This window comes from Pseudovibrio sp. Tun.PSC04-5.I4 (genome assembly GCF_900104145.1).
Classification (GTDB): Bacteria; Pseudomonadota; Alphaproteobacteria; order Rhizobiales; family Stappiaceae; genus Pseudovibrio.
The window spans coordinates 1,165,220-1,191,032 of sequence record NZ_FNLB01000006.1; the positions used below are offsets into that span (position 1 = coordinate 1,165,220).

The 25,813-nt window shown below is 51.2% G+C and carries 24 protein-coding genes; 14 read left to right on the forward strand and 10 right to left on the reverse strand.

What is annotated here, in order from left to right; all coding sequences use genetic code 11:
* The first annotated feature begins 92 nt into the window (after nucleotides 1-92).
* Complete coding sequence (locus tag BLS62_RS10400; protein ID WP_093180259.1) at nucleotides 93-1,583, forward strand: alkaline phosphatase; 1,491 nt, start codon at nucleotides 93-95, stop codon at nucleotides 1,581-1,583.
* Nucleotides 1,584-1,733: 150 nt separating this feature from the next.
* Nucleotides 1,734-2,399 carry an HD domain-containing protein gene (locus BLS62_RS10405; protein ID WP_093180260.1) on the forward strand — a complete coding sequence of 222 codons (666 nt, stop codon included), beginning with the start codon at nucleotides 1,734-1,736 and terminating at the stop codon, nucleotides 2,397-2,399.
* Between the two features lie 35 nt (nucleotides 2,400-2,434).
* Here the strand turns inward: BLS62_RS10405 and BLS62_RS10410 are convergent, their stop codons facing one another.
* Nucleotides 2,435-3,481, reverse strand: a complete 1,047-nt coding sequence (locus tag BLS62_RS10410; RefSeq protein ID WP_093180261.1) for a LacI family transcriptional regulator — start codon at nucleotides 3,479-3,481, stop codon at nucleotides 2,435-2,437.
* A gap of 204 nt (nucleotides 3,482-3,685) precedes the next feature.
* On the opposite strand from BLS62_RS10410, the gene BLS62_RS10415 reads away from it, so the two are divergent.
* The 4 genes from BLS62_RS10415 (at nucleotide 3,686) to ugpC (ending at nucleotide 7,950) form a co-directional block, all read left to right on the forward strand.
* The gene (locus BLS62_RS10415) at nucleotides 3,686-4,936 is read left to right on the forward strand and encodes an ABC transporter substrate-binding protein (RefSeq protein WP_093180262.1); all 1,251 of its coding nucleotides are present in this window, start codon (nucleotides 3,686-3,688) and stop codon (nucleotides 4,934-4,936) included.
* 100 nt (nucleotides 4,937-5,036) lie between these two features.
* Entirely contained in the window at nucleotides 5,037-5,948 is a 912-nt protein-coding gene (locus tag BLS62_RS10420; protein ID WP_093188755.1) for a carbohydrate ABC transporter permease, read from the forward strand.
* Nucleotides 5,948-6,829 carry a carbohydrate ABC transporter permease gene (locus tag BLS62_RS10425; protein WP_093180263.1) on the forward strand — a complete coding sequence of 294 codons (882 nt, stop codon included), beginning with the start codon at nucleotides 5,948-5,950 and terminating at the stop codon, nucleotides 6,827-6,829. The genes BLS62_RS10420 and BLS62_RS10425 overlap by 1 nt, the downstream gene beginning before the upstream one ends.
* A gap of 5 nt (nucleotides 6,830-6,834) precedes the next feature.
* A complete protein-coding gene (gene ugpC, locus BLS62_RS10430; RefSeq protein ID WP_093180264.1) occupies nucleotides 6,835-7,950 on the forward strand; it encodes an ABC transporter ATP-binding protein in 1,116 nt (371 codons plus the stop codon).
* A 61-nt stretch (nucleotides 7,951-8,011) separates the two neighbouring features.
* Here the strand turns inward: ugpC and BLS62_RS10435 are convergent, their stop codons facing one another.
* Complete coding sequence (locus BLS62_RS10435; RefSeq protein ID WP_093180265.1) at nucleotides 8,012-8,656, reverse strand: MBL fold metallo-hydrolase; 645 nt, start codon at nucleotides 8,654-8,656, stop codon at nucleotides 8,012-8,014.
* A gap of 92 nt (nucleotides 8,657-8,748) precedes the next feature.
* Here BLS62_RS10435 and soxR point away from each other — a divergent pair, with 92 nt between their 5' ends.
* On the forward strand, nucleotides 8,749-9,216 hold the full coding sequence (gene soxR, locus BLS62_RS10440) for a redox-sensitive transcriptional activator SoxR (RefSeq protein WP_093180266.1): 468 nt from the start codon (nucleotides 8,749-8,751) through the stop codon (nucleotides 9,214-9,216).
* 117 nt (nucleotides 9,217-9,333) lie between these two features.
* Here the strand turns inward: soxR and BLS62_RS10445 are convergent, their stop codons facing one another.
* The 8 genes from BLS62_RS10445 to BLS62_RS10480 form a co-directional block, all read right to left on the reverse strand.
* Nucleotides 9,334-10,062 (reverse strand): SDR family NAD(P)-dependent oxidoreductase, encoded by a 729-nt coding sequence (locus BLS62_RS10445; RefSeq protein ID WP_093180267.1) that lies wholly within the window; start codon nucleotides 10,060-10,062, stop codon nucleotides 9,334-9,336.
* A complete protein-coding gene (locus BLS62_RS10450; RefSeq protein ID WP_093180269.1) occupies nucleotides 10,062-10,868 on the reverse strand; it encodes a cyclase family protein in 807 nt (268 codons plus the stop codon). The genes BLS62_RS10445 and BLS62_RS10450 overlap by 1 nt, the downstream gene beginning before the upstream one ends.
* A gap of 2 nt (nucleotides 10,869-10,870) precedes the next feature.
* Complete coding sequence (locus BLS62_RS10455; RefSeq protein ID WP_093180271.1) at nucleotides 10,871-12,130, reverse strand: SDR family NAD(P)-dependent oxidoreductase; 1,260 nt, start codon at nucleotides 12,128-12,130, stop codon at nucleotides 10,871-10,873.
* A complete protein-coding gene (locus BLS62_RS10460; RefSeq protein ID WP_093180274.1) occupies nucleotides 12,130-13,308 on the reverse strand; it encodes a thiolase family protein in 1,179 nt (392 codons plus the stop codon). Before BLS62_RS10460 ends, BLS62_RS10455 begins: the two co-directional genes overlap by 1 nt.
* Complete coding sequence (locus BLS62_RS10465; RefSeq protein ID WP_093180277.1) at nucleotides 13,305-14,927, reverse strand: AMP-binding protein; 1,623 nt, start codon at nucleotides 14,925-14,927, stop codon at nucleotides 13,305-13,307. The genes BLS62_RS10460 and BLS62_RS10465 overlap by 4 nt, the downstream gene beginning before the upstream one ends.
* Nucleotides 14,928-14,936: 9 nt before the next feature.
* The gene (locus BLS62_RS10470) at nucleotides 14,937-15,419 is read right to left on the reverse strand and encodes an aromatic-ring-hydroxylating dioxygenase subunit beta (protein WP_093180280.1); all 483 of its coding nucleotides are present in this window, start codon (nucleotides 15,417-15,419) and stop codon (nucleotides 14,937-14,939) included.
* Nucleotides 15,400-16,755 (reverse strand): aromatic ring-hydroxylating dioxygenase subunit alpha, encoded by a 1,356-nt coding sequence (locus BLS62_RS10475; RefSeq protein ID WP_093180283.1) that lies wholly within the window; start codon nucleotides 16,753-16,755, stop codon nucleotides 15,400-15,402. The genes BLS62_RS10470 and BLS62_RS10475 overlap by 20 nt, the downstream gene beginning before the upstream one ends.
* A gap of 102 nt (nucleotides 16,756-16,857) precedes the next feature.
* Nucleotides 16,858-17,811 carry a PDR/VanB family oxidoreductase gene (locus tag BLS62_RS10480; RefSeq protein WP_093180286.1) on the reverse strand — a complete coding sequence of 318 codons (954 nt, stop codon included), beginning with the start codon at nucleotides 17,809-17,811 and terminating at the stop codon, nucleotides 16,858-16,860.
* 198 nt (nucleotides 17,812-18,009) lie between these two features.
* Here BLS62_RS10480 and BLS62_RS10485 point away from each other — a divergent pair, with 198 nt between their 5' ends.
* The 7 genes from BLS62_RS10485 (at nucleotide 18,010) to BLS62_RS10515 (ending at nucleotide 25,739) form a co-directional block, all read left to right on the forward strand.
* Nucleotides 18,010-19,038, forward strand: a complete 1,029-nt coding sequence (locus BLS62_RS10485; protein ID WP_093180289.1) for a TRAP transporter substrate-binding protein — start codon at nucleotides 18,010-18,012, stop codon at nucleotides 19,036-19,038.
* On the forward strand, nucleotides 19,035-19,544 hold the full coding sequence (locus tag BLS62_RS10490; RefSeq protein ID WP_093180291.1) for a TRAP transporter small permease: 510 nt from the start codon (nucleotides 19,035-19,037) through the stop codon (nucleotides 19,542-19,544). The genes BLS62_RS10485 and BLS62_RS10490 overlap by 4 nt, the downstream gene beginning before the upstream one ends.
* Nucleotides 19,544-20,830 (forward strand): TRAP transporter large permease, encoded by a 1,287-nt coding sequence (locus BLS62_RS10495; RefSeq protein WP_093180293.1) that lies wholly within the window; start codon nucleotides 19,544-19,546, stop codon nucleotides 20,828-20,830. The genes BLS62_RS10490 and BLS62_RS10495 overlap by 1 nt, the downstream gene beginning before the upstream one ends.
* Before the next feature lie 32 nt (nucleotides 20,831-20,862).
* Nucleotides 20,863-21,330 (forward strand): MarR family winged helix-turn-helix transcriptional regulator, encoded by a 468-nt coding sequence (locus BLS62_RS10500; protein WP_093180296.1) that lies wholly within the window; start codon nucleotides 20,863-20,865, stop codon nucleotides 21,328-21,330.
* Between the two features lie 128 nt (nucleotides 21,331-21,458).
* Nucleotides 21,459-21,980 (forward strand): MarR family winged helix-turn-helix transcriptional regulator, encoded by a 522-nt coding sequence (locus BLS62_RS10505; RefSeq protein WP_093180299.1) that lies wholly within the window; start codon nucleotides 21,459-21,461, stop codon nucleotides 21,978-21,980.
* Between the two features lie 44 nt (nucleotides 21,981-22,024).
* Nucleotides 22,025-24,175, forward strand: coding sequence for a thiamine pyrophosphate-dependent enzyme (locus BLS62_RS10510; protein ID WP_093180302.1), 2,151 nt, complete (start codon nucleotides 22,025-22,027; stop codon nucleotides 24,173-24,175).
* Between the two features lies 1 nt (nucleotide 24,176).
* A complete protein-coding gene (locus BLS62_RS10515; RefSeq protein WP_093180304.1) occupies nucleotides 24,177-25,739 on the forward strand; it encodes an indolepyruvate oxidoreductase subunit beta family protein in 1,563 nt (520 codons plus the stop codon).
* Nucleotides 25,740-25,813 lie beyond the last annotated feature (74 nt).

Here is a 25,813-nt window from a genome sequence, read left to right on the forward strand (position 1 = left end):
CGTAAGTGCTGTGAAACTGTACTCTAGACAGCCAACGGATTCTTGCGTTGGCAATTTTCTCCCGAGCCAATTATTCCCCAAGGAGTGGCCCTATGAAAACTATGAATATAGCATCTATTGCCTTTGCATTTTCAGTGACGACAGCATTAGCTGAAGGGAACATTCCACAGCAGAATAATGACTGGTTTAAAGCTGGTGAAGCGGAGATTCAGAGTAAAATTGCGCAACAACCCATTACAAAGCCAGCAAAGAACATAATCTTGCTCATTGCAGACGGGAACGGTGTTGGCACCAATTACGCCACGCGTATCTTCGCCGGTCAGCAGAATGGGTTGTATGGGGATGAAAATGTTCTCCCTCAAGAAGCATTTCCAAATCTTGGTCTCGTGAAAACCTACAATGTGAACGCACAGACCCCAGACTCTGCTGGCACTGGTACTGCTATCCATTCGGGCGTAAAAACCAAAGCGGGTGTTCTGGGCGTTGATGAAACTCTGAACCGTGGAGATTGCTCTCAAGTTGAAGCTGCAAAGGTTGCGACGATCGCGGAAGTTCTTTCTGACCAAGGGAAATCGGTCGGAATTATTTCAACAGCGCGTTTGACCCATGCAACACCTGCATCCGCCTACGCTCATTCCGCAGATCGAGATTTTGAAAATAATTCCGATCTTCCGGAAGGCTGTGAGACTCCGGATATTGCGGTTCAGCTAATTGACCAAATGAAATCCGGCGTTGTGGATCTGGCTCTGGGCGGTGGGCGCAGTCAATTTCTTCCCAAGTCAGCCGTGGATGAGGAAGGTAAGAACGGAAAGCGTACTGATGATCGCAATCTCATTGATGAGGCCACAAAATCTGGCGTTTCCTATGTTGGTAGCGGTCCAGCGTTTAGTGAGCTGGATTTAAAATCGGACAATCCGATCCTTGGTTTGTTTGGGTCTTCTCACATGCAATACGAATATGACCGCACAGATGAACCATCCCTTGCCGAAATGGTAAAGGCTTCAATCACAGCATTGCAAGACAATGAAAGTGGTTATTTCCTGACTGTTGAAGCTGGCCGTGTTGACCATGCCAACCACGATGGTAACGCCTATCGCGCCCTGACTGATGGCGTTGCATTTGCTGAGGCGATCGCGATGGCGGATAAATTGACCAGTGATCAGGATACCTTGATCATCGTCACTGCTGACCATGGACACACAATTTCATTCAATGGGTATTGTGGCCGCGGAACGCCAATCCATGGCCTCTGTATGGGAGTTGATAATGATGGCGTGAAGCATACTGATCAGATCCAGACCATGAATGATGGTAAGCCTTATTCCGTGATCGGGTACATGAATGGCCCGGGATCTATCCTCAAAGAAGACCAAAACTGGGAAGGTTTCCGTCCTGACTTGACGCAGGCGCAAGCCTTGGACCCAGATTTTATACAGCAAGCCTTGTTGCCGCGCGATTCAGAAACTCATTCAGGCGAAGACGTTGCCGTTTATGCCCGTGGTCCCTGGGCACATCTTCTCAATGGTACCGTCGAGCAAAGCTACATCTTCAATGTGATGAATTACGCTGCAAACGCGAAGTAATCCCGATAAATGAATGGGTTAAAGGCTCGCTATGGGTGGGTCTTTTTCTTTGACCGTAATTTTGCCGGGGTTAGAGGCCAGTTACATCTCGAAATTCAGAGTCACGTATCGTAGGTTTCGAAGCTTAATCATATTTTACTGCGAGTGTTTATGACGGAATTCGAAAGCAAACTGGAAACCGCTCTCTTGGAGCATGACAACAGCGAAGACGCCAGCCATGATCTGTTCCATGCCCGCCGTGTTAAACTTGCAGCGTTGGAAATATCCAAACGGCGTAATGAGGGGGATCATGAAGTCCTTATTGCAGCAGCTTACCTGCATGACCTCGTGAATGTACCAAAAAATTCACCAGATAGAGCCAAAGCGTCCACGTTGTCTGCACAAGCTGCTGAACCAATACTAAGGAATCTGACGGTTTCTGACGAGCAAATTACCAGTATCCAGCACGCAATTGAGGCACATAGCTTTTCAGCCGGAATTGAACCTAAAACAATTGAAGCTCAGATCTTGCAGGATGCTGATCGATTGGAATCTGTTGGTGCCATTGGCATCGCACGAACATTCTACATCGCAAGCTCAATGAATTCAGGCCTGTTTGATGGCGGTGATCTGTTTGGTGAAAACCGCGACCTTAATGATAAGACATACGCCGTCGATCATTTCGCACTCAAACTCCTGCAACTGCACAAAACCATGTGTACGAAGGAGGGCCGCGAAGTTGCCAAAGAACGAACTGATTACATGATTGGATTTTTAAAGCAGTTGGCTGCCGAGACGGGCTTTGATTACCCAGCCGGCAACGAGCGTTGGTCTTAAACTCCCAAAGAAAACGACTGGCAGAGGTCATTAAATTAGAGCACTGCCAGCTCTGAAAATGCAATATTAGGGTCTTGAATAGTCTGCTCAAATGGACCATCCGGTTTTTCCATGGTTTTGAGAAGGTTCATACCCAGCAGCATTCCAGCTTCTTGAATGTTCTCATCGATATTATCGATATTTGGGTCAATCTGGTGCAACGTTTGAGAACTGGATTTCACCACAGCATCAAACGCAATGCCGCGCTCTTTGCCTGCTTGCCGATACCCACTTGCAATCGCGAGGAAAGAGGTTTCACCTGGGCAGATAAACCCATCAGGAGCGTTGTCAGAAGCTGCTATGTTGCGGGCCCACTCATTGATTTCGTGCATGTCAGAATCAAGGTTTATACCCTCAGGAATGTAGCATTCCAGCCCTTCTTGACGAATTGCTCGCATATATCCGTAGTTCAGATGCTGATGGAAGCTGAAGATATTGGGCGGCAGGATTATACAAATCCGGCGGCGACCTTTTTGCATCAAGCGCAAGACGGATTCAAATGCAAATTTCTCGTTATCGTAGTCAACATAGGAATGTTGGTAGCCAAACTCTGTGCGCCCATGGGTCGAAAACGGAAAGCTGAGTTCTCGAAGCATCCGCACACGTTCATCGAACGGGCGGGTACGAGAGAAGATAATGCCATCTGCCAATTTATTGCGCACAATATAGTTCACTGGATCAATCGGATCCCCGCCGAGAAACTGCGGTGTGACGTTGAGATGGAAATCGGTGCCTGCAAGAGCATGCGCCACGCCCGTAATGAGAGAGGTTCCAAACCCGAGAATCTCATTATGCGGGTCGAGAATCAGAGATACAACTTTGGTCTTCCCAGTCCGCAAACGTTGTGCTGCACGGTCTGGTACATACCCAATTTCTTTGGCAATGTCGCCTACGCGTTTACGCGTGGAAAGGGCAATCTTTTCATCACCCTTCAGTGCTCGTGAAACGGTTGTTACCGCAAGACCGGTAATTTCCGCAATGGTTTTCTGAGTTGGTCTCTGACCCGCAGGAAGAGAGGGAATTGGTGGTTTTTCTAATTTCATAACGAACCAGTTTACCTCCCGTAAGTTGTACATTAGAGCTGTTATAACGATATAATTATCATACTGAAGCCCATCTGATAAAAAAAGACCATTTATGTCAATGCTTTCAAATTCCTCATTGACAGGTGAGATAGTTATAACGTTATAAGTGATATGTTAGTCTAATTTTTGTGTAATATCTATGTTGTGATTGGGAGGCGACACATGCACAAGCTTTTAATAAAAACGACGTCCGTTCTGGCTCTTCTGGCCGCGTCTGCAACTGCTACAGTTGCAAGCGATGTTGAAGTTCTTCACTGGTGGACTGCTGGTGGGGAAGCCGCAGCTCTTAGTGTTCTCAAGGACGATCTTGAATCACAGGGCATCGGCTGGGCTGATATGCCTGTTGCCGGTGGTAGCGGTGAAGCAGCTATGACTGTTTTGCGCGCCCGTGTAACCGCTGGTAACGCACCTACTGCAGTTCAAATGCTTGGGTTTGATATTCAGGATTGGGCAAAACAGGGCGCTTTGGCAAACTTGAATGCTGTAGCTGAAGCTGAGGGCTGGGATGAAGTTGTTCCAGAAGCGCTCCAGAAATTTGCAAAATTCGACGGCCAGTGGATTGCTGCACCTGTTAACGTGCACTCAACTAACTGGGTTTGGGCAAACAAAGCCATTCTTGATGCGAACGGTATTGCTGTTCCGCAGACTTGGGAAGACTTCACGGCAGCTCTTGCTAAGTTGAAAGCTGCTGGCGTAACTCCACTGGCTCATGGTGGCCAGGCATGGCAGGACGCAACGCTTTTTGATGCTATTGTTATGAGCACGGGCGGTCCAGCTTTTTACCAAGCAGCTTTGATTGACCTTGATGAGGATGCGCTTGGTTCTGACACCATGAAAGAAGCCTTCGATCGCATGGCCGTTTTGCGCGCCAATGTTGACGATAACTTCTCCGGTCGTGACTGGAACCTTGCAACTGCAATGGTTATCAACGGTGAAGCTGGTTTCCAGATGATGGGTGACTGGGCAAAGGGTGAATTCCTCGGTGCTGGCAAAAAACCAGGCGAAGATTTCCTCTGTTTCCGATTCCCGGGTACTCAGAATCAGGTCACTTTCAACGCTGATCAGTTTGCTATGTTCGATCAGGGTGGACAGGTGTCTGAAGAACAGGCAGCTCTTGCTAAAGCGATCCTTTCTCCTGAATTCCAGGTTGCGTTTAACGTTGTGAAGGGGTCTGTTCCTGCTCGTACTGATATTTCAGACGAAGCCTTTGACTCATGTGCAAAACAGGGCATGAAAGATCTCGCAGCAGCAGCATCAAGCGGTAACCTGTTCGGTTCTATGGGACATGGGTATGGTGCTCCAGCTTCCATCAAAAACGCTGTTTATGACGTTGTAACTGCACACTTTAACGGCGAATTCGATTCCGCAACTGCAGTTGTTGAGTTGGTAGACGCTATCTCTATCGCGAAGTAATCCAAATGGGGCCGGTTTTCATCGGCCCCATTTTTTTGATCAATAACAATAGTATCTAGGGGCAGGGATCATGGTCGATCAGACCACTTCATCCGTTGCCATGGCTGCGAATATCGCATCGCCAACGGCAGTAAAACCGGACCTGCGGACAAGACTTCAGAATCTCATTCCCAAATTGGTGCTCTCACCGTCCTTGGCTTTGATCCTGGTCTTTGTCTACGGATTTATCATTTTCTCAGTCTATTTATCATTCACTGGCAGTCGTCTTCTGCCATCCTATGATTGGGTTGGACTGGAAAACTACGAAAAGTTGTTTCGGTTGCGACACTGGTCCGTGGCAATCACCAACCTCGGAATTTTTGCCAGCCTGTACATCGGAATTTGTACAGTCATCGGCTTGAGCCTCGCTATTTTTCTGGATCAGAAAATCCGTGGCGAAGGGTTCCTGCGCCCAATCTTCCTGTATCCAATGGCGCTTAGCTTTATTGTGACAGGGACAGCGTGGAAATGGTTCCTTGATCCGGGTATCGGCCTTGAACACACCATGCAACTTTGGGGCTGGACAAGTTTTGAGTTTGACTGGATAAAAAACCGCCATTTCGCCATCTACACGGTGGTTATTGCAGCTGTCTGGCAAACCAGCGGGTTCGTCATGGCCATGTTCCTTGCTGGCTTGCGGGGCATCGACAACGAAATCCTGAAAGCAGCACAGATCGACGGTGCGTCTAATTGGAATATGTACCGCCGCATTATTATTCCGCAACTGCGTCCAGCGTTTTTGTCTGCCTTTGTAATCTTGTCTCACCTTGCCATTAAGTCATACGATCTCGTCGTTGCCTTGACAGGTGGTGGTCCGGGCAGGGCAACAGAAGTGCCTGCAACCTTCATGTATTCTTATACGTTTACGCGAAACCAGATGGGTATCGGCGCAAGCTCCGCGGTGATCATGCTGATGACCATTGCTGCAATCATGATACCTTATCTTTATGCCGAACTGCGGGAGAAGAAATAATGTCCGTAGCCTCGTCAGACACAGCTATCAGCACAGGCCGCATTACGCGCGCGGTCATCTACTTGGTGTTGATCCTGTTTGCGCTGTTCTATCTGCTGCCTTTTGCAATCATGGTGCTGAACTCCGTTAAACCTCTCTCCGAGATTACCGGTGGCAATATGATGTCATTGCCGCAAGCCTTCACGTTGGAGCCATGGTTCAAAGCATGGAACAGTGCCCAAGTCGGCATTGAGCCAACTGGCTTGAAACCATACTTCGTGAACTCACTCAAGATGGTGTTGCCAGCGGTGACCATCTCAACCATTTTGGGTGCACTCAATGGCTATGTGCTTACCAAATGGCGCTTTAAGGGCGATACAATCCTGTTTGGCTTGATGCTATTTGCCTGCTTCATTCCGTTCCAGATTGTGCTGATCCCAATGGCACGCGTCCTCGGTTTCCTGGACATTGCCGGCACCACGCCGGGTCTTGTTCTGGTCCATGTGGTCTATGGCCTCGGCTTCACCACGCTGTATTTCAAAAACTACTATCAGGTGTTCCCCACTGAGTTGGTTCGCGCCGCGCAGATTGATGGGGCAGGGTTCTTCCGCATCTTCTGGCGCATCATGCTGCCAAGCTCGGGGCCAATCATTGTGGTCTCTGTCATCTGGCAGTTTACAAACATCTGGAATGACTTCCTGTTCGGTGCATCATTTGCTGATCTGGATAGCCAACCGATGACGGTTGCCCTCAACAACCTCGTCAACTCTTCAACGGGCGTCAAAGAATATAACGTTCATTTTGCCGGAGCGATCATCGCTGCACTTCCAACTCTGTTGGTGTACATCGTGGCTGGCCGCTACTTTGTAAGAGGCCTGATGGCCGGATCGGTGAAGGGATAAGTACTATGAGCTTTTTAAAAATAAACAACACCACCAAATCCTACGGCTCAACCAAAGTGCTGCACAACATCGATATCGACGTGCAGGAAGGGGAATTCCTCGTTCTCGTTGGTCCATCAGGGTGCGGTAAGTCTACTCTGTTGAACATGATCGCAGGCCTTGAGGATATCACCTCCGGTGAGATCTCCATCAAAGGGCAGACCATGAACGGGGTCCACCCGTCCAAGCGTAACATTGCCATGGTGTTCCAGTCATACGCGCTGTACCCAAACATGACTGTTGGGCAAAACATCACCTTTGGTCTGGAAATGCACGGTGTTGCCAAATCCGAACGCGAGAAGTCTATGGGCACAGTGGCAGAAATGCTGCAAATCACACCATTACTGAATCGCAAACCGGGCCAACTTTCAGGCGGTCAGCGCCAACGTGTGGCTATGGGGCGTGCATTGGTTCGTGACCCGGATGTCTTCCTGTTTGATGAACCGCTCTCCAACCTTGACGCAAAACTTCGCGTTGATATGCGGACTGAAATCAAGAAGTTACACCAGAAACTGGGCACAACGATTGTCTACGTTACCCATGACCAGATCGAAGCGATGACGCTTTCAACACGCATCGCGGTGATGAATGGCGGGTACGTCCAGCAGCTTGGGTCGCCCAAGGAAATCTATGACACGCCGACAAACTTGTTTGTTGCAAGCTTCATGGGTTCCCCAAGCATGAACTTGCTGCCAGCGAAAGTAATCGCCAATGGGGATGGCATTTTTGCGCAAGTGACAACAGGTCTGCAAGAACAGGTGAATCTCAAGTTCTCGCAGCCGACCGAAGCTCTTAAAGCTTTTGATCAGAAAGAGATTATCCTGGGTATCCGCCCAGAAGCAATCACAGATCCAGATGGTGCAGACCGCAAAGCAGGCCATGTGGAGCAGATCATGAACCGCGTGATCGTGACAGAGCCAGCAGGCTCCGATACCTACGTGATGTCGTCTCTGAATGGTAAAGACTGCAACGCGCGTATGCGTGCTGATGCATTGGTGAAAGCTGGTGAAGACGTGCCATTCGCGATCAATATGGATAAGGCTCTACCTTTCGATCCAGTCTCCGAGTTGCGGATCGCATAAACACGACACAGTTACAAATCACAAAAAGCCGGCTTGAAAAACAAGTCGGCTTTTTGCTTGCTTAGTGTGCCTCGAGTTCCGCAATCTCGTCGTCCATAAGCGCTTGCCATTCTGCTTGAGTAACTTCTACGATCCTGTAGGGACCAACTGCCACGCTGCAAAGCACAACATTAGCAGCCAACTCCCGCAGCCTTTTCAAAGTGATGAGTAAATCCGCCTTATCTCCCCCATCATTGGTCATGATCAGTGTACGGAACGTGTTGTTATCTAAATAGATTGTGTCACCAGTAAAGAGATAATTCTTTCCGGTTGGAGAGGGGTAGTAGAAGCAAAGATTATTGTCGGTATGCCCAGGCGTATAAAGTGCCTGAAAGTCGTCTGAACCGGTAAAAGGTCCATTCCCTTGAAGATACCTGTCGGGAGTGGTGTCACTGCTAAAGTGGCGAGCAGCCCTCTCATGAGCAATCAGTTTGGAGCCGAGTGCAAACCGGAGATCTCCAAGGCTCTGGGTAATCTCATGGTTATGGGTCAGATACTGTTCATCAACACCGCCCAACTCTCGAAGACTACTGATACTTTCCAAGTCATCAAAGTGCGAAATCAGTATGTTTCGCTCAGATGTTTTGAGCAAGTAGGCGTGGGAGGATAACGTTCCAAACCTCTTCTCCAATGGGACCTGCCATAAGTCGTCATAGATCTGGTTCATTTGTCTCTCCGCATTGTGATTTGTATCTTGTTGTGTTTTGTTCTAATTCCTCAAGTAATGTTGAGGTCAAGAAGATAATGAAAGGATAGCCAATGGTATCCGCAATGGGTTTGACAGTGGGGCAGGTGGCTGAAAGGAGTGGATTGGCTGTATCAGCTATACATTTCTATGAGGAAAAGGGCTTGGTCTCCTCGTGGCGCAACAACGCCAATCACCGCCGTTATTCTGCTGCGGTTCTCCGTAAAATAGCGGTGATAAAGGCTGCACAAAAACTGGGTGTGTCATTAAAAGAAATCAAAGCAGCAATGGAGCAGCTTCCAAACGAGAAGAAGATTACGGCTGCAGATTGGGCGAAGCTCTCTACGTGGTGGCAGCAGGATCTTGATAAACGCATTGCTGAGCTTCAAGATCTAAGAGAAGGTCTGAATGAGTGCATTGGCTGTGGTTGCCTGTCTTTGACCGATTGCCACCTGCTAAATCCAGAGGATAAGCTCGCAAAACAAGGGGCAGGAGCGCACCTATTAGGCTGGCGCAGTCAAGGAGGTGGTCATCATGAATGACTCCGCGAAACCAACCTTTTGCGAGCAGGTCTTGACTCCAAACGGGAACTCCAAAACTGAATATCTCTGTTGAACCAAGAGGATAAGCAGGCGCTGATGCAAGCGCCCATTGGTTCGCTAAAGCAGTGCTATGCCAACGCTCATTCCACCACATACAAAGAGTGTCTGCCCGGTGATAAAGCTGGATTTGGGATCAGCAAAGAACATGAACGCATTGGTGATGTCCTCAGGTGTGCCAATCCGCCCAACTGGAATGTTCTCCGCTAGCTTTTCTTCTTGCTCACTCCCCTTGGGAATTATTCCCCAAAAATTGTCTGTCAAAACAGGACCCGGCGCCACAACATTCACGGTGATTTGATGCTGTGCCAACTCCAATGCCCATGTGCGAGCCATCCCAATCATACCGGCTTTGGACGCGCTGTAGGCAGTGCGGGTTTTTGCACCGAGGGCTGCCCGTGAGCCATTGAACAGGACGCGCCCAAACTTGCACTCTTTCATGCTTGGCAAAAACGCTTTGAGCAATGTGAGCGCTGACCCAAGATGAAGCTGAGCCAAGTCACTGATATCGTCAGGTTCAGCCTCTTCCACCAGATTAGGGATAATCATACCAGCGTTGTGAACCAGATGGGTTACATCATGTTGCGCCGCAATGGTTTTTGCAACGTCACTGACTTGTGCTTTGTCGAATAAATCGGTCTTGTAAAACTCAAGGTTTTCGTGGCTAAACTCCGGTTCACGGCGAGAGATGCAGAGAACCTTGTATCCGGCATCCAGCATTTCCTTGGCGAGAGATGCACCGATGCCCTTGTTACCACCGGTGATAACTGCTGTGTAGGAGGGGGGCATCACTGTTCTCCTTTCGGGACGAGTGCCAACACCCGCAACGGGCTTCCTGTTCCATTTTTAATCTTGAGGGGAGCACACAGGATCATCGCACCGGTCGCTGGCAGCAGGTCTAGATTTGCCATGCACTGCAACCCATACTTACCGGCTCCATGAAGGTAATAATGCGCAGGATAAGGTGGGGTATAATGCATGCCTTGCCCTGCGTCTGTACCAACAGTTTCAGTTCCAAATCCACGAATATTGCGATGCTCTATCAAGAGCTTAATGGCGTCTGGCGTTGGCCCCGGTGAGTGCGGGCCATCATCTTGCATGTTAAGATAAGCAGCCCCTTTGCGCTTGCCCCAGTCCGTCCGCATAAAGACCCAGCAACCTTCTGGGATGCGCCCATGTTCGGCTTCCCAGTTCTCAATCATTGCAGGTGTCAGTTCAAAATCAGCATCAGCTGCTGCACCATCAGAGCAATCAATTACAACCACCGGGCCAATGAAGTTTTCAGAGGGGATAGAATCCACGGTGTTGTTGGGCAGATCCTTGCCGGAAACCCAGTGCGAAGGTGCATCAAAATGCGTACCGGTGTGTTCCGAGCACGTAAATGTATTCCACTTCCATGCCGGTCCGCGATGATCGTAGGCAGATATCTCCTCCATACGGAAACGGGCACATTGTCCAAACTCAGGGGGAAGAACAATCACGGGAAAGTCCGGGTCCAGCGTGTGTGTGAGGTCTACAATTTCGACCTCACCACAAACCAGAGCGCTGCTGAGCATCTCAAGTGCTGTTTTCTGTTTGTCTGCAACAAGTTCCATAGTTACAGCGCCTCCAAGCTAGTGAGTTCTTTTTCAAGCACTTTCGGGCTTTCCATAAACTTCCGGCGGATGTCTTTTGCAACATCACCAACGTAAACATCCTCCAATCCATTCTGCAAAGCTTTCACCAATTCTCTGGCTAGGGCGTTTGCAGGCACTTTGGGTGGAGGAAGCGGCTGATGCCATTCATCATCCGTTGGGCCAGTGTAAACGTTCACAACCCGAATACCGGAGGTGGCCAATTCTGCGCGTAAACACTGCGAGAACGAATGAGCAGCGGCGTTGGAGGCCGCGAAGCTGCCAAAGGCCGGACTATTTATGAGAGAATAAACCGAGAGAACGTTGACCCAGGCCACAGCGCAATTAACGCCGTCTGCACTGCGTCCAGCCATTCCGGGTGCAAAGGCTTGTGCCAGCCGCATAAGGCCGAAATAGTTGACTTGCATCTCGTCCATAGCAAATCCAATATCATCGCGATCCTGAATGCCACCGGGCCTTACAAAACGGGCGTTGTTGATGAGGATATCAACCTTGCCCCCAATCTCGGCTGCCAGCTCTTTAACGGAAGTGGTATCCGTCACATCAAGTGGAACAACCTCAACTCCTTGAAGGCGTTGCAGTTCCCTGCGCCACTGATACGGGCGCCAGCCCTCCGCCTCGCCAACAAACACTGTAGACGCCCCAGCAGAAAGCAACTGATTTGCAAGAGCCATACAATTGGGATTACGGGCATCTGTAATCAGTATACGGCGGTGTTTGGGGTCACAAGTGAGTTCACGAAGCTGCATATCATCCCCTTGATTAGCGGTGTCTTCCAGCGGCATAGCAAGAAAAACACTCTGACCGGATTTGTCTAACCGATTGATCAGCCGCACATTATCGCTCACCTCAACATCACCATGCAGATGGCATATGACTGAAGGGCCGATATCCAGTTGCACAGTCCCTAATCTCCAAGGCATGCGTTCTTTAAAGTAGGTGCTGGTGCTAGTGCGCACGGTCGATGTGGCGATCAGCTTGCCAAGCGGAGAAACCTCCTGCCAGATCAAGTTATTAGATAAACAATGACTGCAAGCATCTCGCGCAGGATATTGAATTGACACACATTCCGGTTCTCCGCAAACTTGCAACATAAACCGGCCTTCAGCGGCAGCTGCAGCCAAAAACAACGCAGTTCGACTGCGAAGATGCGACGGCAGAGTAGGGACACGGGTACGAAGCTGAGGGTTCTTTTTGAGTGGCTTTTGGATGGGAGTAACCATCAGTTATTCCCCCGCAAAATAGCAGCGCTGGTACAAACACCGCGATCATAGTTGATGACACCAAAGCCGGAAACCAAAGCAGTGTTGGCACCGCTCACCTGTGTTCCGTCAGCTGTCCCAGTCACTTGGCGCAGAGCTTCCACAAGCCCGATAAACCCACCAGCAGCCCCGGCCTGACCGGCAGAAAGCTGCCCGCCAGAAGTGTTGTGGGGGAAATTGCCATTAATTGTCAGGTCTTTATCAGCAAGGAACTGAGCAGCTTCCCCTTTGCCACAAAACCCAAGATCTTCTATCTGCATCATGACGATGATGGGATAATCATCATAGCTCTGTAGGATATCTATTTTGTCTGGACCGTGACCAGCCATCTCGTAAAGCTCGTCGATGTCCATAGCCCAACCGCCGCGCATTTGTATGGGATCCTCAGGAAAAGCGTTGTGGCGCTCAATGGTTGCGCTGATGTGTGCGTAAGGTATCCCCGCTGCCACCGCATCTTCTTCCCGCATCACCAGAAAACTCTCCGCTCCAGCCACAGGCATGACGCAATCATATAGAGTGATCGGATCACTGATCTCGCGGCCCAGTAAATACTCGCTCATGGTGAGCGGCTTTTTCATTATTGCGTTCTTGTTCCTCAACGCATTTTCCCGCTGAGACACACAGATTTTGCCAAAATCTTCCCGTGTCGCACCAAACTCGCGCATGTAATAATCGGTCAGCAACGCAAAGCAAGCATTGGGCCCGCCAGCGCCATATGGGTAGGAGGCATCCTGCGCAAAGCGCGAGAAACTACTCAACATCCTCCGAAAACTATCCACGTGGTTGGTATCACCTGCTACACAAGCCACCACGTTTGCATCGCCGCTTTGAACGGCACGAGCAGCGCGGCGAAGAGCGCTTGGGCCACTTGCGCCGCCCTGTGGAATGTGGTCCAGCCAGCGAGGTATCAACCCCAGATGCTGGGTTAATCCCACAGCTGTATCAGGAAACAGCGAGAAGCTGGAGACGGAAAACCCGTCAATGTCCCGTGGCAATAAACCGGCAGACTTGATTGATTCTCTGAGCGCTTTGGCAATCCACCAATGTGCGGTCTCAACCGAGTAACGCTCATACGGCGTGCTGGCAGGCGCTGCCAACACCACTCCGTCATACCCCATGCGTTTTCGAGTTATACTCATGAAACCAGCTGCCTCCGCTTTAAGTGTGTAGTGTTGAAGGTCATAGAATTATCAAGCAATTCAAGGGCTTGCTGCTTTAGCGTCGCTCGGTGAATTTTTTGCGTGGAAGTGAGTGGAAGTGCGTTGCTAAAGGAGATAAAGCCCGGAACCTTGTAATAGGCCATCCGTTCCAACCCCCAGCGCACAATTTCCTCTGCCTGAGCCTGCGTTTTGTCCTTGCGCCATACAATAGATGCAAAAACTTCATTCTCGCGGATAGGGTCAGGAACAGGGCAAACGGCGACAGCCTCAATGTCTGGATGCTGCATCAAGACCGATTCCACATCAACAGCGGCGATGTTTTCACCACTGCGGCGGATCACGTTCTTCTTGCGATCAACAAAAAAGAAATCCCCGTCCGTGTCACGTCTGACAATATCACCTGTATGGAACCAACCGCCCTCCCAAGCCTCCAAGGTCGCAGCCTCATCCTTGAAGTAGGAGGAGAAGAACCCTGCGCGCGGCGAGGAGCCTTTGCGCCTCACCAACAGCTCACCGGGTTCTGTACCCTCAATCGGAGTTCCATCATCGCCCATGATGCACACATCCATCTCAGGGCCCGGATGGCCGAGGCAACTCATGCCGCGTTTGCGAGGTTCCGTATTTGCTGCAATCACTGAGCCTGCGCCGGTTTCTGTCATAGCCCATGCTTCGACAAGGGGAATGTCGAAGCGCTCTTCAAACGGAATGTGCAGCTTGGCATCTATGCCCGCGCCAAACCCAAACCGAGCGGAATGCGCCTTGTCTTCAGGTGCATTCGGCATGCTCATCAAAATGGACGGCATCACACCCAGATAATGCAGGCAAGTCGCATTTGCGTCACGAACGTTTTGCCACCATGATCGGGGGTGGAACCTATCGAGAACTGTCAGACACCCCCCAACAGCGATCATTGCCATGGCAGAGTAAGTCATCGCGTTCATGTGGAAGATTGGCAGCGGCGTAATCATACGCTCACCGTCTTCACTCAAGGAGCATATGCCGCCCGCATTGGCGTACCAGTGCCCCGCCTCCAGAAAGTACAGGTTGGAAAGCACACAGCCTTTGGGGCTTCCGGTGGTGCCGGATGTGTAAAGCATCGCCGCAGGATCTCCCTGCTTGGCAACGTAATCGTCCTTGGCACAAGTCTCATTCAAAACGGGCAGCTCTTCGCCAAGCACAGCAACGGGAAAATGCTGCTCACTGTCTTGCGCTGCTCGTTCCAGATCCGGTCGCCGCGCATCAATGCAAACTGCAAGAACGGGCTCGGCATGCCACCCGATATATTCCAGCTCAGAGCTTTGCAGATCCGGGTTGATGGGCACAATAACAACACCAAGGGCATTGAGCGCGATCCAGTGCAGGAAGAATGCAGGCCGGTTCTCCATTAGAACAAGAACCCGGTCTCCGGCTCTCAATCCAGCAGCATTATAGGAGGTCACAGCATCTTTGATCTGCGCATAGGCCTGCTTGTAGGTGATCTCACCCGCACCAATACCGTAAATACCAGCGGTTTCTGGCAGCACATTCAAGAAAGGGCGGTCCGGCCATTTAAGAACTGCTTTGCCAAACACATCATAGATAGATCGTTCTGTATTCATAAAAGCTACCTAGATAAACAGCTGGATGTTGCCAAAGGCAGCATCGCAGTTGAGCAGATCGACCCGCTTCAGTTTCATGCGTAACTCACCATCTATCATCGTGAAATGATGGTGCACCGTTGCAGCCAGCAAGAACTGGTTATCAAGCCGCGCCTCCACGTAATGCACGGAAGTGCGCGTGGTGTAAGACTCTGAGACACTGTCAAACTCTTCAATACTTGGCCGGTTAAGGATGTGAGAACAGCGGCTTTTTGGTTTTTGTGAAAACGTCCGCAAACCGTTCAAACGCTCAACGCGCAGCTTCCGCAAAAACTCATCCTCATACATAAGGGAGCTCATGTTTTTCGGGTCACGTTGTTGGTAATCCAGCGGCATCCAGTAGTAGCTGTCCGGCCCCCACAACTCCAGCCATTCATCAAAGCGGCCTTCATCAATGAGGCGGGCCTCAAGGTAGACAAAGTCAATCAAGTCATCACGCGTCGGCAAGGTCATGAGCGTCTGCCTCCATGCTTTTTAAGATAAAGGTCTTCCATGCGTGGAGTTGGTTGCGCATCTGGCGTTCAGTGGTTCCGTTCTCAACCGCTTCCACCTCAAAATCCTCGCCCTCTTCATAAAGGCGCTGAACGTTGATCCATTCCAGCTGGTCGGACTGCAAACCTTCCTGTGCGCGCTCATACATTTCCAGATCATCATGCCCAACAATGGAGGTCGGCGCGTTGATCAGCCGGTTGTACATGGCCGTGCGTTCCAAAAGCATGTCAGGTGCATCTACCAGCCGGAAGATGTAACTCTCCACCAGCGTCTTATCTGCTGCTATGGGGATGAACACCCGCAGCTGCTGGATTGGCCCTTTGATCATGATGTTCGGGAAATAAACGGTGTTATGCCGGTTCTCACCAAGAATGCTCTTGGCTCGTTCCTCACCATAGGCTTCCACCATCTGCTCCAAGTATCCCGGAATAGCCGAGTAATCTGAGTGGATTGAGTGGTGAACACCAGTGTGACCATGCCCATTGGGCCATGTGCGAATGCCCATGTCCTCAAAAAACTCATAGGGCGACATGAACGGCGCTATCACCTCCATCGCCATAGGCGTTTTGGTGGTCTCATCCTTGTCCATACTCTCCCAGATCTTCACGGCAGTCCCGGCGGAGCTTTCATGCGCGACCATCGGGTGGCAGGTGTCGGTCTGGTTATCGACGAGCATTTTCCAGTTGCAGTTATGCATGTAGCGCAAAGGTGGGCCAGCGACTTCCAGCTTCCCCGCGGGGGAGCGATCCACCATATTATCGAGGGAAGACAGAGAGTTCCCGAAGTACTCCTCAAAGCTGATGCCGTCTTGCTTCAGACGTACGAAGATAAAGCCGCGGTAATTCTTCACACCGCCAACAGCAGGCAAGCCGTTCTGGCCCGCTTCGCTCTCCTCAAATCCGGTGTTTTTGTAGCCCTTCTTCAGCGGAATGGCCAAGAGCTTACCGTTGGTGCGGAAGGACCACGCATGATACGGGCAACGAAAGAACTTGCCGGTGTTGCCGCTGCGGTCGATGACAATCTTGGTGCCCTTGTGAGGGCAGCGATTGTGCAACACATGCACATCACTATCGGTGTGCCGCACCAGCAAAATGGGTTGTCTTGCAACATCGGTCGCGAAATAATCGCCAGCGTTGGGCACCTGACTATCATGCCCCACATAAACCCAAGTGGACGCAAACAGGTGCTTCATTTCAATATCGAAGACTTCGGGATTGATGTAAACATCCCGGTGAACCTCAGCAGGGCGGATGAGATCGCGCACCGCCTGCGGGTTATCTTTGTACTTAGGCGCCATAAGCTTCTCTCCCCAAAAGCCTAGAGTGAATTTTGAAAGCGTAGTCCCGAAAAATGCTCCCGGTTTTCGAATAGGATTACGCGTGAAAACTGGGAACCTACTTCAGAGGTCCAATAGTAATCGCTTGGATTTTGCCCGTGATACGCATATGTGCATCACGTCATTGGCGGCTTTCTCATCATCTGAAAGCACCACATCGCGATGGTCCGGCTCTCCCTCCAGAACATCAACCTGGCAAATTCCACAGTCGCCGCGCTGACAGTCATAAACGAGGTCAACGCCGCCGCTCTCCAAAACATCAATGATGGATTTATCGGAGGGCACCCAAAACACCTCACCGGAGGATTTTAACGCAACTTCAAATCCGTCGGCCTGCTGCTCAGAGGCGCCACTGGCAAACAGTTCAAAGTGGATGCGCTCTTTCGGGAAACCAGCAGCAAGCGCTGTTTCCCGCACCACCTCGATCAACCCCTTCGGGCCGCATACATATATATGGCTCTCTGGATCGAGCGTTGGCACCAGAGCCTTCACATCCAGACAGCTACTTGCATCATCATCACTGTAGAGACGAAGGGCAGGGCCACATAGTTCACCAAGCTCCTCCTTAAACGCCATCTCCTCCAGCGCGCGGCCAGAGTAATGCAACGTGTAAGGTCTGGAATCCCGTTTAAGGCTTGAGGCCATGCTGATCAGGGGCGTAATTCCAATTCCGCCAGCAATCAAAACAGAAGGACGGTCATCCTCAATGAGCGGAAAATCGTTCTTAGGCGGCTTGACCTTAACCCTTTGGCCTAACTGCAATCCATGCATATGAACAGATCCACCGCGACCCGTCTCCTCCAAAAGGATACCAAGCGTGTAGCGTTGATTCTCATGAGGTAAGGTGTTTCCAAAGTCGATCAGTGAATAGTCACGAAGCGTCCCGTCACTCACTTCCACGCACAGATGCGCACCAGCGGAAAAACCATCAAGTCTCTCTGTGGTCTCGGCCTTTAAATCAAAGACCTTGATTCTTGGGGTAACCGTCCGAACACCCTCAATAATAAGTGTTTTCATGCTTTTGGCATCCTCCCTCAGAGCCAAAACTGGGACCCTTCTCGCGTAAAATTATTGAATTTAATATGCTATATCATATAATATTATGTCAACGGAAAAACTGAATAATAGTTGCCATTTCATATTAGTGCTTGATTAAACGACCGGATGTGTGCACATTTTTTGCCATCCAACTTGTATTCTCTGGGGAGGGAGAACATGAACAAAAAACTCAAGATACTTGCATCTGCAGCTATTGCTGCATTTACGATCAACACAGCCGCTGTGGCGCAGGAGACGGTCCTGCGTATGTCCAGTTGGTTGCCGCCTGCCCACCCAATTGTAAAGGGCATGATGGTGCCTTGGGCCGCGAAGGTAAAGGAAGTGACGCAGGGACGCGTTTCTGTCCGAATCCTAGACGCTCCGCTTGGCCCACCACCGTCGCACTTCGACCTTGCTGCAAATGGAATCGCTGATCTCACTTATGGTGTTCATGGCTATACGCCGGGCCGTTTTAAACTGACTCAGATCGCTGAACTGCCATTCCTTACCAAGGACGCAACCAGCCTGTCCGTTGCGTACTGGCGTCTCTATGAAAGCACACTGGCAAAAGTGGGCGAGCATCGCGGGGCCAAGGTTTTAGGTGTCTTCACTCATGGTCCGGGCTTGCTCTACACCACTGATCGTCTTGTTTCGCCGCTCAGCGAGTTGAAGGGGGCGAAAATCCGTGTTGCGGGCAGCATCACCAACCAGCTGGTGCAAACCATGGGTATGGTTGCAATTCAAGCGCCTGCGCCGCAATCCTATGAGATCCTCTCGGGCGGTATCGCAGATGGTATCGTGTTCCCGGCAGAATCCATCCCGTTCTTCAAGCTTGATGGTTTGTTGCACAATGGTCTGCGCGTTGAAGGTGGCCTTTACAATGTGTCCTTCTTCTTCATTGCCAACAATGCCAAGTTCTCAAGCCTGTCTGAAGCCGACCAGAAAGCCATTGAGGCAATCTCTGGTGAAGCATTCTCTCGTCTGGCTGGTGCTGCATGGACTGCAGCCGATGCGCGTGGTCTGGAGTTGATGCAAGGCAAAGTCGCCATTCATGATGCAACCGCGCAGGAGCGGGCGCAGCTGGAAGAGGTAACTCAGCCAATGTTTGAGGGTGTTGCTAAAGCCTATGCAGAAAAAGGCATCGACTTTGAAGTGGCTATGGACATGCTTCAAAAAGACGTAGCGGCGGTTTTATCTGAAAAATGATTGGGAATCTAGTCGATATTGCAGCGCGTGCCCGGCGAAAACTTCGCTCGGGCACCTCTGTCCTGTGCGGGGTGCTTTTGTTGGCGCTGGTGGCGGTAACAGTGATCGATGTGATTGGTCGTTATCTGCTCGCCAGCCCGCTGCCCGGTGCTCCAGAATACACCGAACTGCTGCTGATGGCAGTGATCTTCACCGGCTTGCCCGCGGTCTGTCTGGATGATGGTCATATTACGGTAGACCTGTTTACGTCACGCTTTAAAGGCGGATTGGCCTCTCTTCAGTTGTTCTTCTCACGCATGTTTGTGGCTGTTGTGCTGTCTGTGGTTGCCTGGCAACTCTGGAAACACGGCGCTCAGCTCGCAAGTTATCAGGAAGTCACAGTGTACCTGCGCATTCCTTTGGCACCCTTTGCCAAGGCAGCCGGCGTAATCTGTGCATGCTGCGCATTCGTCACCTTCGTGTTGGCGGTTTTAAAAATCCCTAGAGGTATTGGGGGCGGTTCCTGATGGAATGGTATTTTGGTCTTGCCATTCTTATGGCTTTGATTTTTGTTGGTGTTCCCATTGCGTTTGCGATGGCCGCCGTTGGATTCTTTGGCGTTGCCTCCTTCATCGGCATGCCGCCTGCCTTCCACATGGTGGGGCAGATCTATTTTGATAGCGGACGCAGCTACACGCTGTCCGTGGTGCCGCTGTTCCTGCTTATGGGCAATCTCATCGTACAGTCGGGCATCGCCAATGACATGTATGAGGCGGCAAACGCATGGCTGCGCCACCGCAAAGGCGGTCTGGCCATGGCAACCATCGTGGCTTGTGGCGGGTTCTCATCCGTATGTGGCTCATCTTTGGCAACAACGGCGACAATGGCCCGCGTCTCGTTACCGGCCATGCGCCGTTACGGGTATTCTGACCGTTTGGCCACGTCTTCCATTGCAGCTGGCGGAACCCTCGGGATTTTGATCCCGCCCTCTGTGATCCTTGTGATTTACGGCATCCTGACACAGCAAAACATTGGCGCTTTGTTTCTGGCCGGCATCTTGCCGGGCTTGATCGGCGTGATCGGCTACATGATGGCCGTGCGTCTCTCACTGGTCATGTTTAAAGAAAATCTGGTCGTTCAAAGCAAACTACCTTTGATTGAGCGGATTAGAGCACTGCGCGGTGTGGCATGGGCTCTCGTGCTCTTTACGTGTGTGCTCGGTGGTATTTATCTGGGTATCTTTACAGCGACGGAAGCTGCTGGCGTTGGAGCAGGGGGGGCGTTGGTTCTCACCGCCGTACGGCGCAAACTCACGTACCGCGAGACGCTGAACACCTTGTTTGAAACAGCCAAAACCACAGCCGTTATGTTCTTCATCTTGTTTGGGGCGCTGTATTTCCTCAACTACGTGAACATCTCTGGCCTGTCGATGGATCTTCGTGTCTGGGTGGGCGCGCTGGGTGTTGGGCCATATGCTGTCATCACCATGATTGTGTTCATCTATCTGGTGCTGGGTTGTTTGTTGGAAAGCCTATCCATGGTGACGCTCACCGTGCCGATTCTCTTCCCAATCGTGACAGGGCTTGGTTTTGATCCGATCTGGTTCGGTATCTTCGTCATTATTGTTACGGAAATGAGCTTTATTACCCCTCCAATTGGTATGAATGTCTTTGTTATGCGCTCGGTTGCTCCAGAAGTGCCGGTTGAAAAGATATTTCTAGGGGTTGTTCCGTTCGTGGCTATGGATGTGCTGCGCCTTATCCTGCTAATTGCAGTGCCGGGAATCGCACTTATCATCCCGTACTCCATGTAGCGCCACGATAAGACGAAGGAAGAGGCTGACCGGTGGAAGCAGACCCGAAAAAGTTCAAATACAGTGAGAAGACCCCCGGTTTTGTTGATGGGTATCTTCTTTATCTTCTTGCATCCGCAAGCCACCTTGCCAGTGGGCAGTTTCATGAAGAGATCCGGGACGCAGACGTTCGTGTCCCGGAATGGCGTGTATTAGCGTGCTTGTTGGATAATGATGGCCAAATGGTCACCCAACTGGCGCATTTTGCGTTGATGGAACAGTCTCACTTGACCAAAACCATTGACCAGATGGCAGATCGCGGGTTGGTACTACGTAAAACTGATGAGATTGATCGCCGCAGAGTCCGAATCTATCTGAGTGATAAAGGCCGGGAGCTGAGCGACAGACTGGTAACGCAGGCGCGGGATCATGAAGCGCGGTTGATCAAGCAGTTGAAAGCGGGAGATGTCTCTCGGGTAAAGCGGTTTTTGTCTCATATGATTGAGACTTTAGAAAAATAATGTGCATATGCATATTCTATTCACGATTACACGTAATTGTGGTTGCTGTTAACATGTAAATGCATATAATAAAAGCAAGGTTCGCTGCCAAAGCGAGGCTTGTTCAAATATAAGAAAGAGTACACCAAATGAATGACATTCACGGTGATGAAGCTCCCGAAAATGAACAAGACGGAAAGCACAACAAACCGGTGACCGCACCAAGAACATTGGGTGAAGTCGGTTTGAATCATTTTGCACCCTACCTGATGAACCGCATCATGGGGCGGTACAATGAAAGTTTGCGCGAGAAGCTGACGAGATCAGGTCTTTCTGTTGCCAAAATGAGAGCCTTGGCAGTGTTGTCAGTCGTAGACGGATTGATGATCAATGAACTCTCCGTCTACTCAGTAATTGAGCAATCGACGCTGAGCCGCACACTGGACGCGATGGAAAAGGAAGGTCTGATCCACCGCAAAGCCAGTGAGCAGGACAACCGGGTGCGCCATATCTTCATGACAGAAGACGGGCGTAGTGCGTTTGCCGAAATGTGGCCACATATGCGCAATGAGTATGAGGCAATGTTCAAGGGAATCTCCCAGTCAGAACATGATGCCTTTGCCATGACGCTGCGAAAAGTGCTCAACAATATTAAGAAGCACGACATCTGATCGGTCCCGTCAGACAGAGGTAGTCGTGCTTTCGGGGAGGAAGTATGGCTGAACGGTCCTTTGTGAAAGAGGTCGAAAAACTACGTGCCGGAGATGGCGAGGTTTTTCGAGGAGAAGGTATTTTAGCAATCACCAAGGCGTTGTTGCAAAACGGCGTCGGGTATGTGGGCGGATACCAAGGATCTCCCATCAGCCACCTCATGGATGTCCTTGCAGATGCGCAAGATATTCTGGGTGAGCTGGGCGTGCATTATGAGGCGAGCGCGAGCGAAGCTGCGGCTGCTGCAATGCTGGCAGCTTCAGTTCATTATCCCATTCGCGGCGCAGTCACCTTCAAATCCACAGTGGGCACCAACGTGGCCTCTGACGCATTGGCCAACCTGGCTTCGGGTGGCGTGACAGGCGGGGCACTTGTCATCGTGGGCGAGGATTACGGCGAAGGCTCCTCCATCATGCAGGAGCGCAGCCACGCGTTTGCAATGAAAAGCCAGATCTGGCTGCTTGACCCAAGACCAAACCTGCCATCCATCGTGAAAGCCGTCGGTGACGGATTTGAACTCTCTGAAGCGTCCAATACGCCGGTGATGCTTCAGGTTCGTATCCGCAGTTGTCATGTGCATGGCGAGTTCAACTGCAAAGACAATCTGCGTCCGCACACCACTGTCGCTGATGCATTAGAAAGCCCCAAGCGCGATCTGGGCCGTATCGTCCTGCCACCAGCCTCGTTCCTGCATGAACAGGAGAAGGTGACCAAACGCCTGCCTGCTGCGCTGGACTACATTAGCAAAAACAAGCTGAACGAGCACTTTGGGCCAGAGAAAGCCAAAGTTGGGATCATCCTGCAAGGCGGCATGTACAATGGCGTTATCCGCGCGCTTCAGCGGGTTGGCCTTGCCGATGTAAACGGTGCAACAGCAGTTCCGCTCTACGTGATGAACGTCACCTATCCGCTGCATCAAGGGGAGATACTGGAGTTCTGTGAGGGGAAAGATGCTGTTCTGGTCGTGGAAGAAGGCTATCCCGATTATCTGGAGCAAGCCATTGGCGCCATGCTGCAAAAGAGCGGGCAGACAATTAAGCTAACAGGCAAAGGCCCGTTCCCGGCAGCAGGCGAATACACCGGGCAAGTGATGTTGGACAGCATCCAGATCTTCCTTGCACAGCACTCTGATTTGCTACCGGACAAAGGCCGCGCGCCCAACAAACCCGCAGAATTACCGGATTTGAAGGAATTGCAGCAAACAGTACCTATGCGCCCACCGGGGTTCTGCATCGGGTGTCCGGAACGCCCAATTTTTGCGGCCACGAAATTGGTTGAAAATGAACTGGGTGAACACCACATCGCCTCCGATATCGGCTGTCACTTGTTTTCCATAATGCCCCCGTTTGGTATCGGTTCAACAACCATGGGATATGGGTTAGGGCCAGCCTCGGCCTCAGCGTTCAACACCACAGAAACAGACCGCCGCACCATCTCGTTCATGGGCGATGGCGGGTTCTGGCACAACGGCCTCACCACCTCTATCGGCAATGCAGTCTTTAACCAGAATGATGGCGTAATCGTTATCGTCGATAACTACTATTCTGCGGCAACAGGCGGGCAGGATATTCTGTCGTCGCGCGCCAACAACAAATCCAAATCCACCAAGCATCCGATTGCGGAGGCGGTGAAGGGTATTGGTGTGAAATGGGTGCGTCAGGTCGACAGAACCTATGATGTCACGCAAATGCAAAACGTCCTGAAGGAAGCGCTGACCACGCCGGAAAAAGGACCAAAGGTCATCGTCGCATCCTCCGAATGCATGCTGAACCTTCAACGCCGCGAAAAGCCGCTGTTGAACAAAGCAATCAAGGACCAGAAGCGCGTCGTGAAAACCAAGTTCGGCGTGGATGAAGACGTCTGCACTGGTGATCACGGCTGTATGCGCCTGTCCGGGTGCCCATCACTCACGGTCAAAACGCTTGATGATCCGCTGCGCGATGATTCGGTTGCCCACATCGACCAGAATTGCGTTGGCTGTGGCAACTGTGGGGAGGTGGCTGATGCCGCCGTGCTCTGCCCATCCTTCTATCAAGCGGATACCATTCACAATCCAAGTTCATCGGAAAAATTGCTCCGAAAACTGCAAGATCGCGTGATTTCTGCTCTGCAAAATTGGCGTGAGCGCCGCAGCCTGATCATTGAGGAGCTATAAGATGAACATCGAAACCGGGTGGAAGGCGCTTGGCTCCGGTCAGGACTCAACACGCACCATCACCAAAATTGCCGTTTTCGCTGTTGGCGGGCAGGGCGGCGGTGTGCTCACCGATTGGATCGTCAATCTGGCTGAAGCCAATGGGTATCGCGCTCAATCCACCTCCGTGGCAGGCGTCGCTCAGCGCACCGGGGCAACCATCTACTACGTGGAAATAGCACCTGATACGGGGGAGACTCCGGTGTTCTCCCTCAGTCCTGCCCAAGGCGATGTGGACATCGTTATCTGTGCCGAGCTGATGGAAGCAGGCCGCGCTGTCATTCGCGGTTTTGTCACCGCCGATAAAACAACCCTGATCGCGTCCTCTCACCGTATTCTTGCTGTCTCTGAAAAGATCGTACCGGGCAATGGGGAGCAGGATGGATCCGTTGTGCTTTCAAAACTGGGCAGTGCTTCGCGAAAACTTGTTGCGTTTGATATGGAAAGTGTCGCTGCAAGTCAGGGCAGCGTCATCTCCTCCAGCTTGTTCGGGGCCTTGGCTGGCTCCGGGGCATTACCATTCCCCAAGGCATCCTATGAGGACACCATCCGCAAAGGCGGGCGCGGTGTAGAGGCGAGCCTGCGCGCGTTCAATGCCAGTATGGAGTATGTGCCTTGTGAATCTGAGGCGGATGAAAAGCCAGTCTTACCGGCAGATGAGAAGAGCGCGTCAGCGCTCAACACGGCACGCGGCCCGCACACCAAGGTTGCGGCGTGGAAAATTCTTACAAGGCGTGTTGAAGGATTGCCCGTTGAAGCCAAAACCATGGCGTTGGCAGGGCTGAAGAAGACCGTTGACTATCAGGACTTGAAATACGGCGGACTTTACCTCGATCATCTGGAGCGCTTCTTCGCTCAAGATAACGCTGCTAACGGCTGGGAACTGACCATAAACGCAGCTAAATATCTCGCAAATGCCATGTGTTATGACGACACCATCCGTGTTGCTGATCTTAAAACCCGCGCCAGCCGCTTCGAGCGTGTGCAAGAGGATGTAGGGCAGGTGCAAGGCGCGCAACTGGTTTTGACAGAATACTTTCATCCGCGCATGGAAGAGATCTGCGGTACGCTGCCAATTGGTCTGGCCAAGTGGATCCAAGCCCGCCCGCGCCTGTTTCAATGGCTGGATCGCCGCGTGAACAAAGGCCGCCGCATCAAAACCAGAAGCATTCGCGGCTTTGCCATGCTGTGGTGTGTGGCCGGTCTCAAACGCTGGCGCCGGCGCTTCTATCGTCATTCCATCGAAACCAACCATATGCAGGCGTGGATGCAGACCGCACTCACACAAGTGACTTCTGATTATGCTTTGGCCGTTGAGGTCCTTAAATGTCGCCGCCTGATCAAAGGTTATTCCGATACCCACATACGCGGCCAATCCAAATTTGATCGTGTTCTCTCTGCTTTGTCCGTGTTGAAAGGGCGTGAAGATGCTGCCGATTGGCTCAGACGCCTTCGAGATGCTGCGCTCTTGGATGAAAAAGGCGAGGCTCTAGAGGGTGCATTGCAGACAATACGAACCCTCTGATTGCAATGAACCGGGGAAAAATGAATTGTCTAAATTTTTCCCCGACTTACTTTTACGTATACATTTGTGTGCCT

What these genes read in the sequence shown, in the direction of transcription:
- BLS62_RS10400 (WP_093180259.1), top strand. Translation starts at nt 93, where the DNA reads ATGAAAACTATGAATATAGCATCTATTGCCTTTGCATTTTCAGTGACG.
- BLS62_RS10405 (WP_093180260.1), top strand. Translation starts at nt 1,734, where the DNA reads ATGACGGAATTCGAAAGCAAACTGGAAACCGCTCTCTTGGAGCATGAC.
- BLS62_RS10410 (WP_093180261.1), bottom strand. Translation starts at nt 3,481, where the DNA reads ATGAAATTAGAAAAACCACCAATTCCCTCTCTTCCTGCGGGTCAGAGA.
- BLS62_RS10415 (WP_093180262.1), top strand. Translation starts at nt 3,686, where the DNA reads ATGCACAAGCTTTTAATAAAAACGACGTCCGTTCTGGCTCTTCTGGCC.
- BLS62_RS10420 (WP_093188755.1), top strand. Translation starts at nt 5,037, where the DNA reads ATGGCTGCGAATATCGCATCGCCAACGGCAGTAAAACCGGACCTGCGG.
- BLS62_RS10425 (WP_093180263.1), top strand. Translation starts at nt 5,948, where the DNA reads ATGTCCGTAGCCTCGTCAGACACAGCTATCAGCACAGGCCGCATTACG.
- ugpC (WP_093180264.1), top strand. Translation starts at nt 6,835, where the DNA reads ATGAGCTTTTTAAAAATAAACAACACCACCAAATCCTACGGCTCAACC.
- BLS62_RS10435 (WP_093180265.1), bottom strand. Translation starts at nt 8,656, where the DNA reads ATGAACCAGATCTATGACGACTTATGGCAGGTCCCATTGGAGAAGAGG.
- soxR (WP_093180266.1), top strand. Translation starts at nt 8,749, where the DNA reads ATGGTATCCGCAATGGGTTTGACAGTGGGGCAGGTGGCTGAAAGGAGT.
- BLS62_RS10445 (WP_093180267.1), bottom strand. Translation starts at nt 10,062, where the DNA reads ATGCCCCCCTCCTACACAGCAGTTATCACCGGTGGTAACAAGGGCATC.
- BLS62_RS10450 (WP_093180269.1), bottom strand. Translation starts at nt 10,868, where the DNA reads ATGGAACTTGTTGCAGACAAACAGAAAACAGCACTTGAGATGCTCAGC.
- BLS62_RS10455 (WP_093180271.1), bottom strand. Translation starts at nt 12,130, where the DNA reads ATGGTTACTCCCATCCAAAAGCCACTCAAAAAGAACCCTCAGCTTCGT.
- BLS62_RS10460 (WP_093180274.1), bottom strand. Translation starts at nt 13,308, where the DNA reads ATGAGTATAACTCGAAAACGCATGGGGTATGACGGAGTGGTGTTGGCA.
- BLS62_RS10465 (WP_093180277.1), bottom strand. Translation starts at nt 14,927, where the DNA reads ATGAATACAGAACGATCTATCTATGATGTGTTTGGCAAAGCAGTTCTT.
- BLS62_RS10470 (WP_093180280.1), bottom strand. Translation starts at nt 15,419, where the DNA reads ATGACCTTGCCGACGCGTGATGACTTGATTGACTTTGTCTACCTTGAG.
- BLS62_RS10475 (WP_093180283.1), bottom strand. Translation starts at nt 16,755, where the DNA reads ATGGCGCCTAAGTACAAAGATAACCCGCAGGCGGTGCGCGATCTCATC.
- BLS62_RS10480 (WP_093180286.1), bottom strand. Translation starts at nt 17,811, where the DNA reads ATGAAAACACTTATTATTGAGGGTGTTCGGACGGTTACCCCAAGAATC.
- BLS62_RS10485 (WP_093180289.1), top strand. Translation starts at nt 18,010, where the DNA reads ATGAACAAAAAACTCAAGATACTTGCATCTGCAGCTATTGCTGCATTT.
- BLS62_RS10490 (WP_093180291.1), top strand. Translation starts at nt 19,035, where the DNA reads ATGATTGGGAATCTAGTCGATATTGCAGCGCGTGCCCGGCGAAAACTT.
- BLS62_RS10495 (WP_093180293.1), top strand. Translation starts at nt 19,544, where the DNA reads ATGGAATGGTATTTTGGTCTTGCCATTCTTATGGCTTTGATTTTTGTT.
- BLS62_RS10505 (WP_093180299.1), top strand. Translation starts at nt 21,459, where the DNA reads ATGAATGACATTCACGGTGATGAAGCTCCCGAAAATGAACAAGACGGA.
- BLS62_RS10510 (WP_093180302.1), top strand. Translation starts at nt 22,025, where the DNA reads ATGGCTGAACGGTCCTTTGTGAAAGAGGTCGAAAAACTACGTGCCGGA.
- BLS62_RS10515 (WP_093180304.1), top strand. Translation starts at nt 24,177, where the DNA reads ATGAACATCGAAACCGGGTGGAAGGCGCTTGGCTCCGGTCAGGACTCA.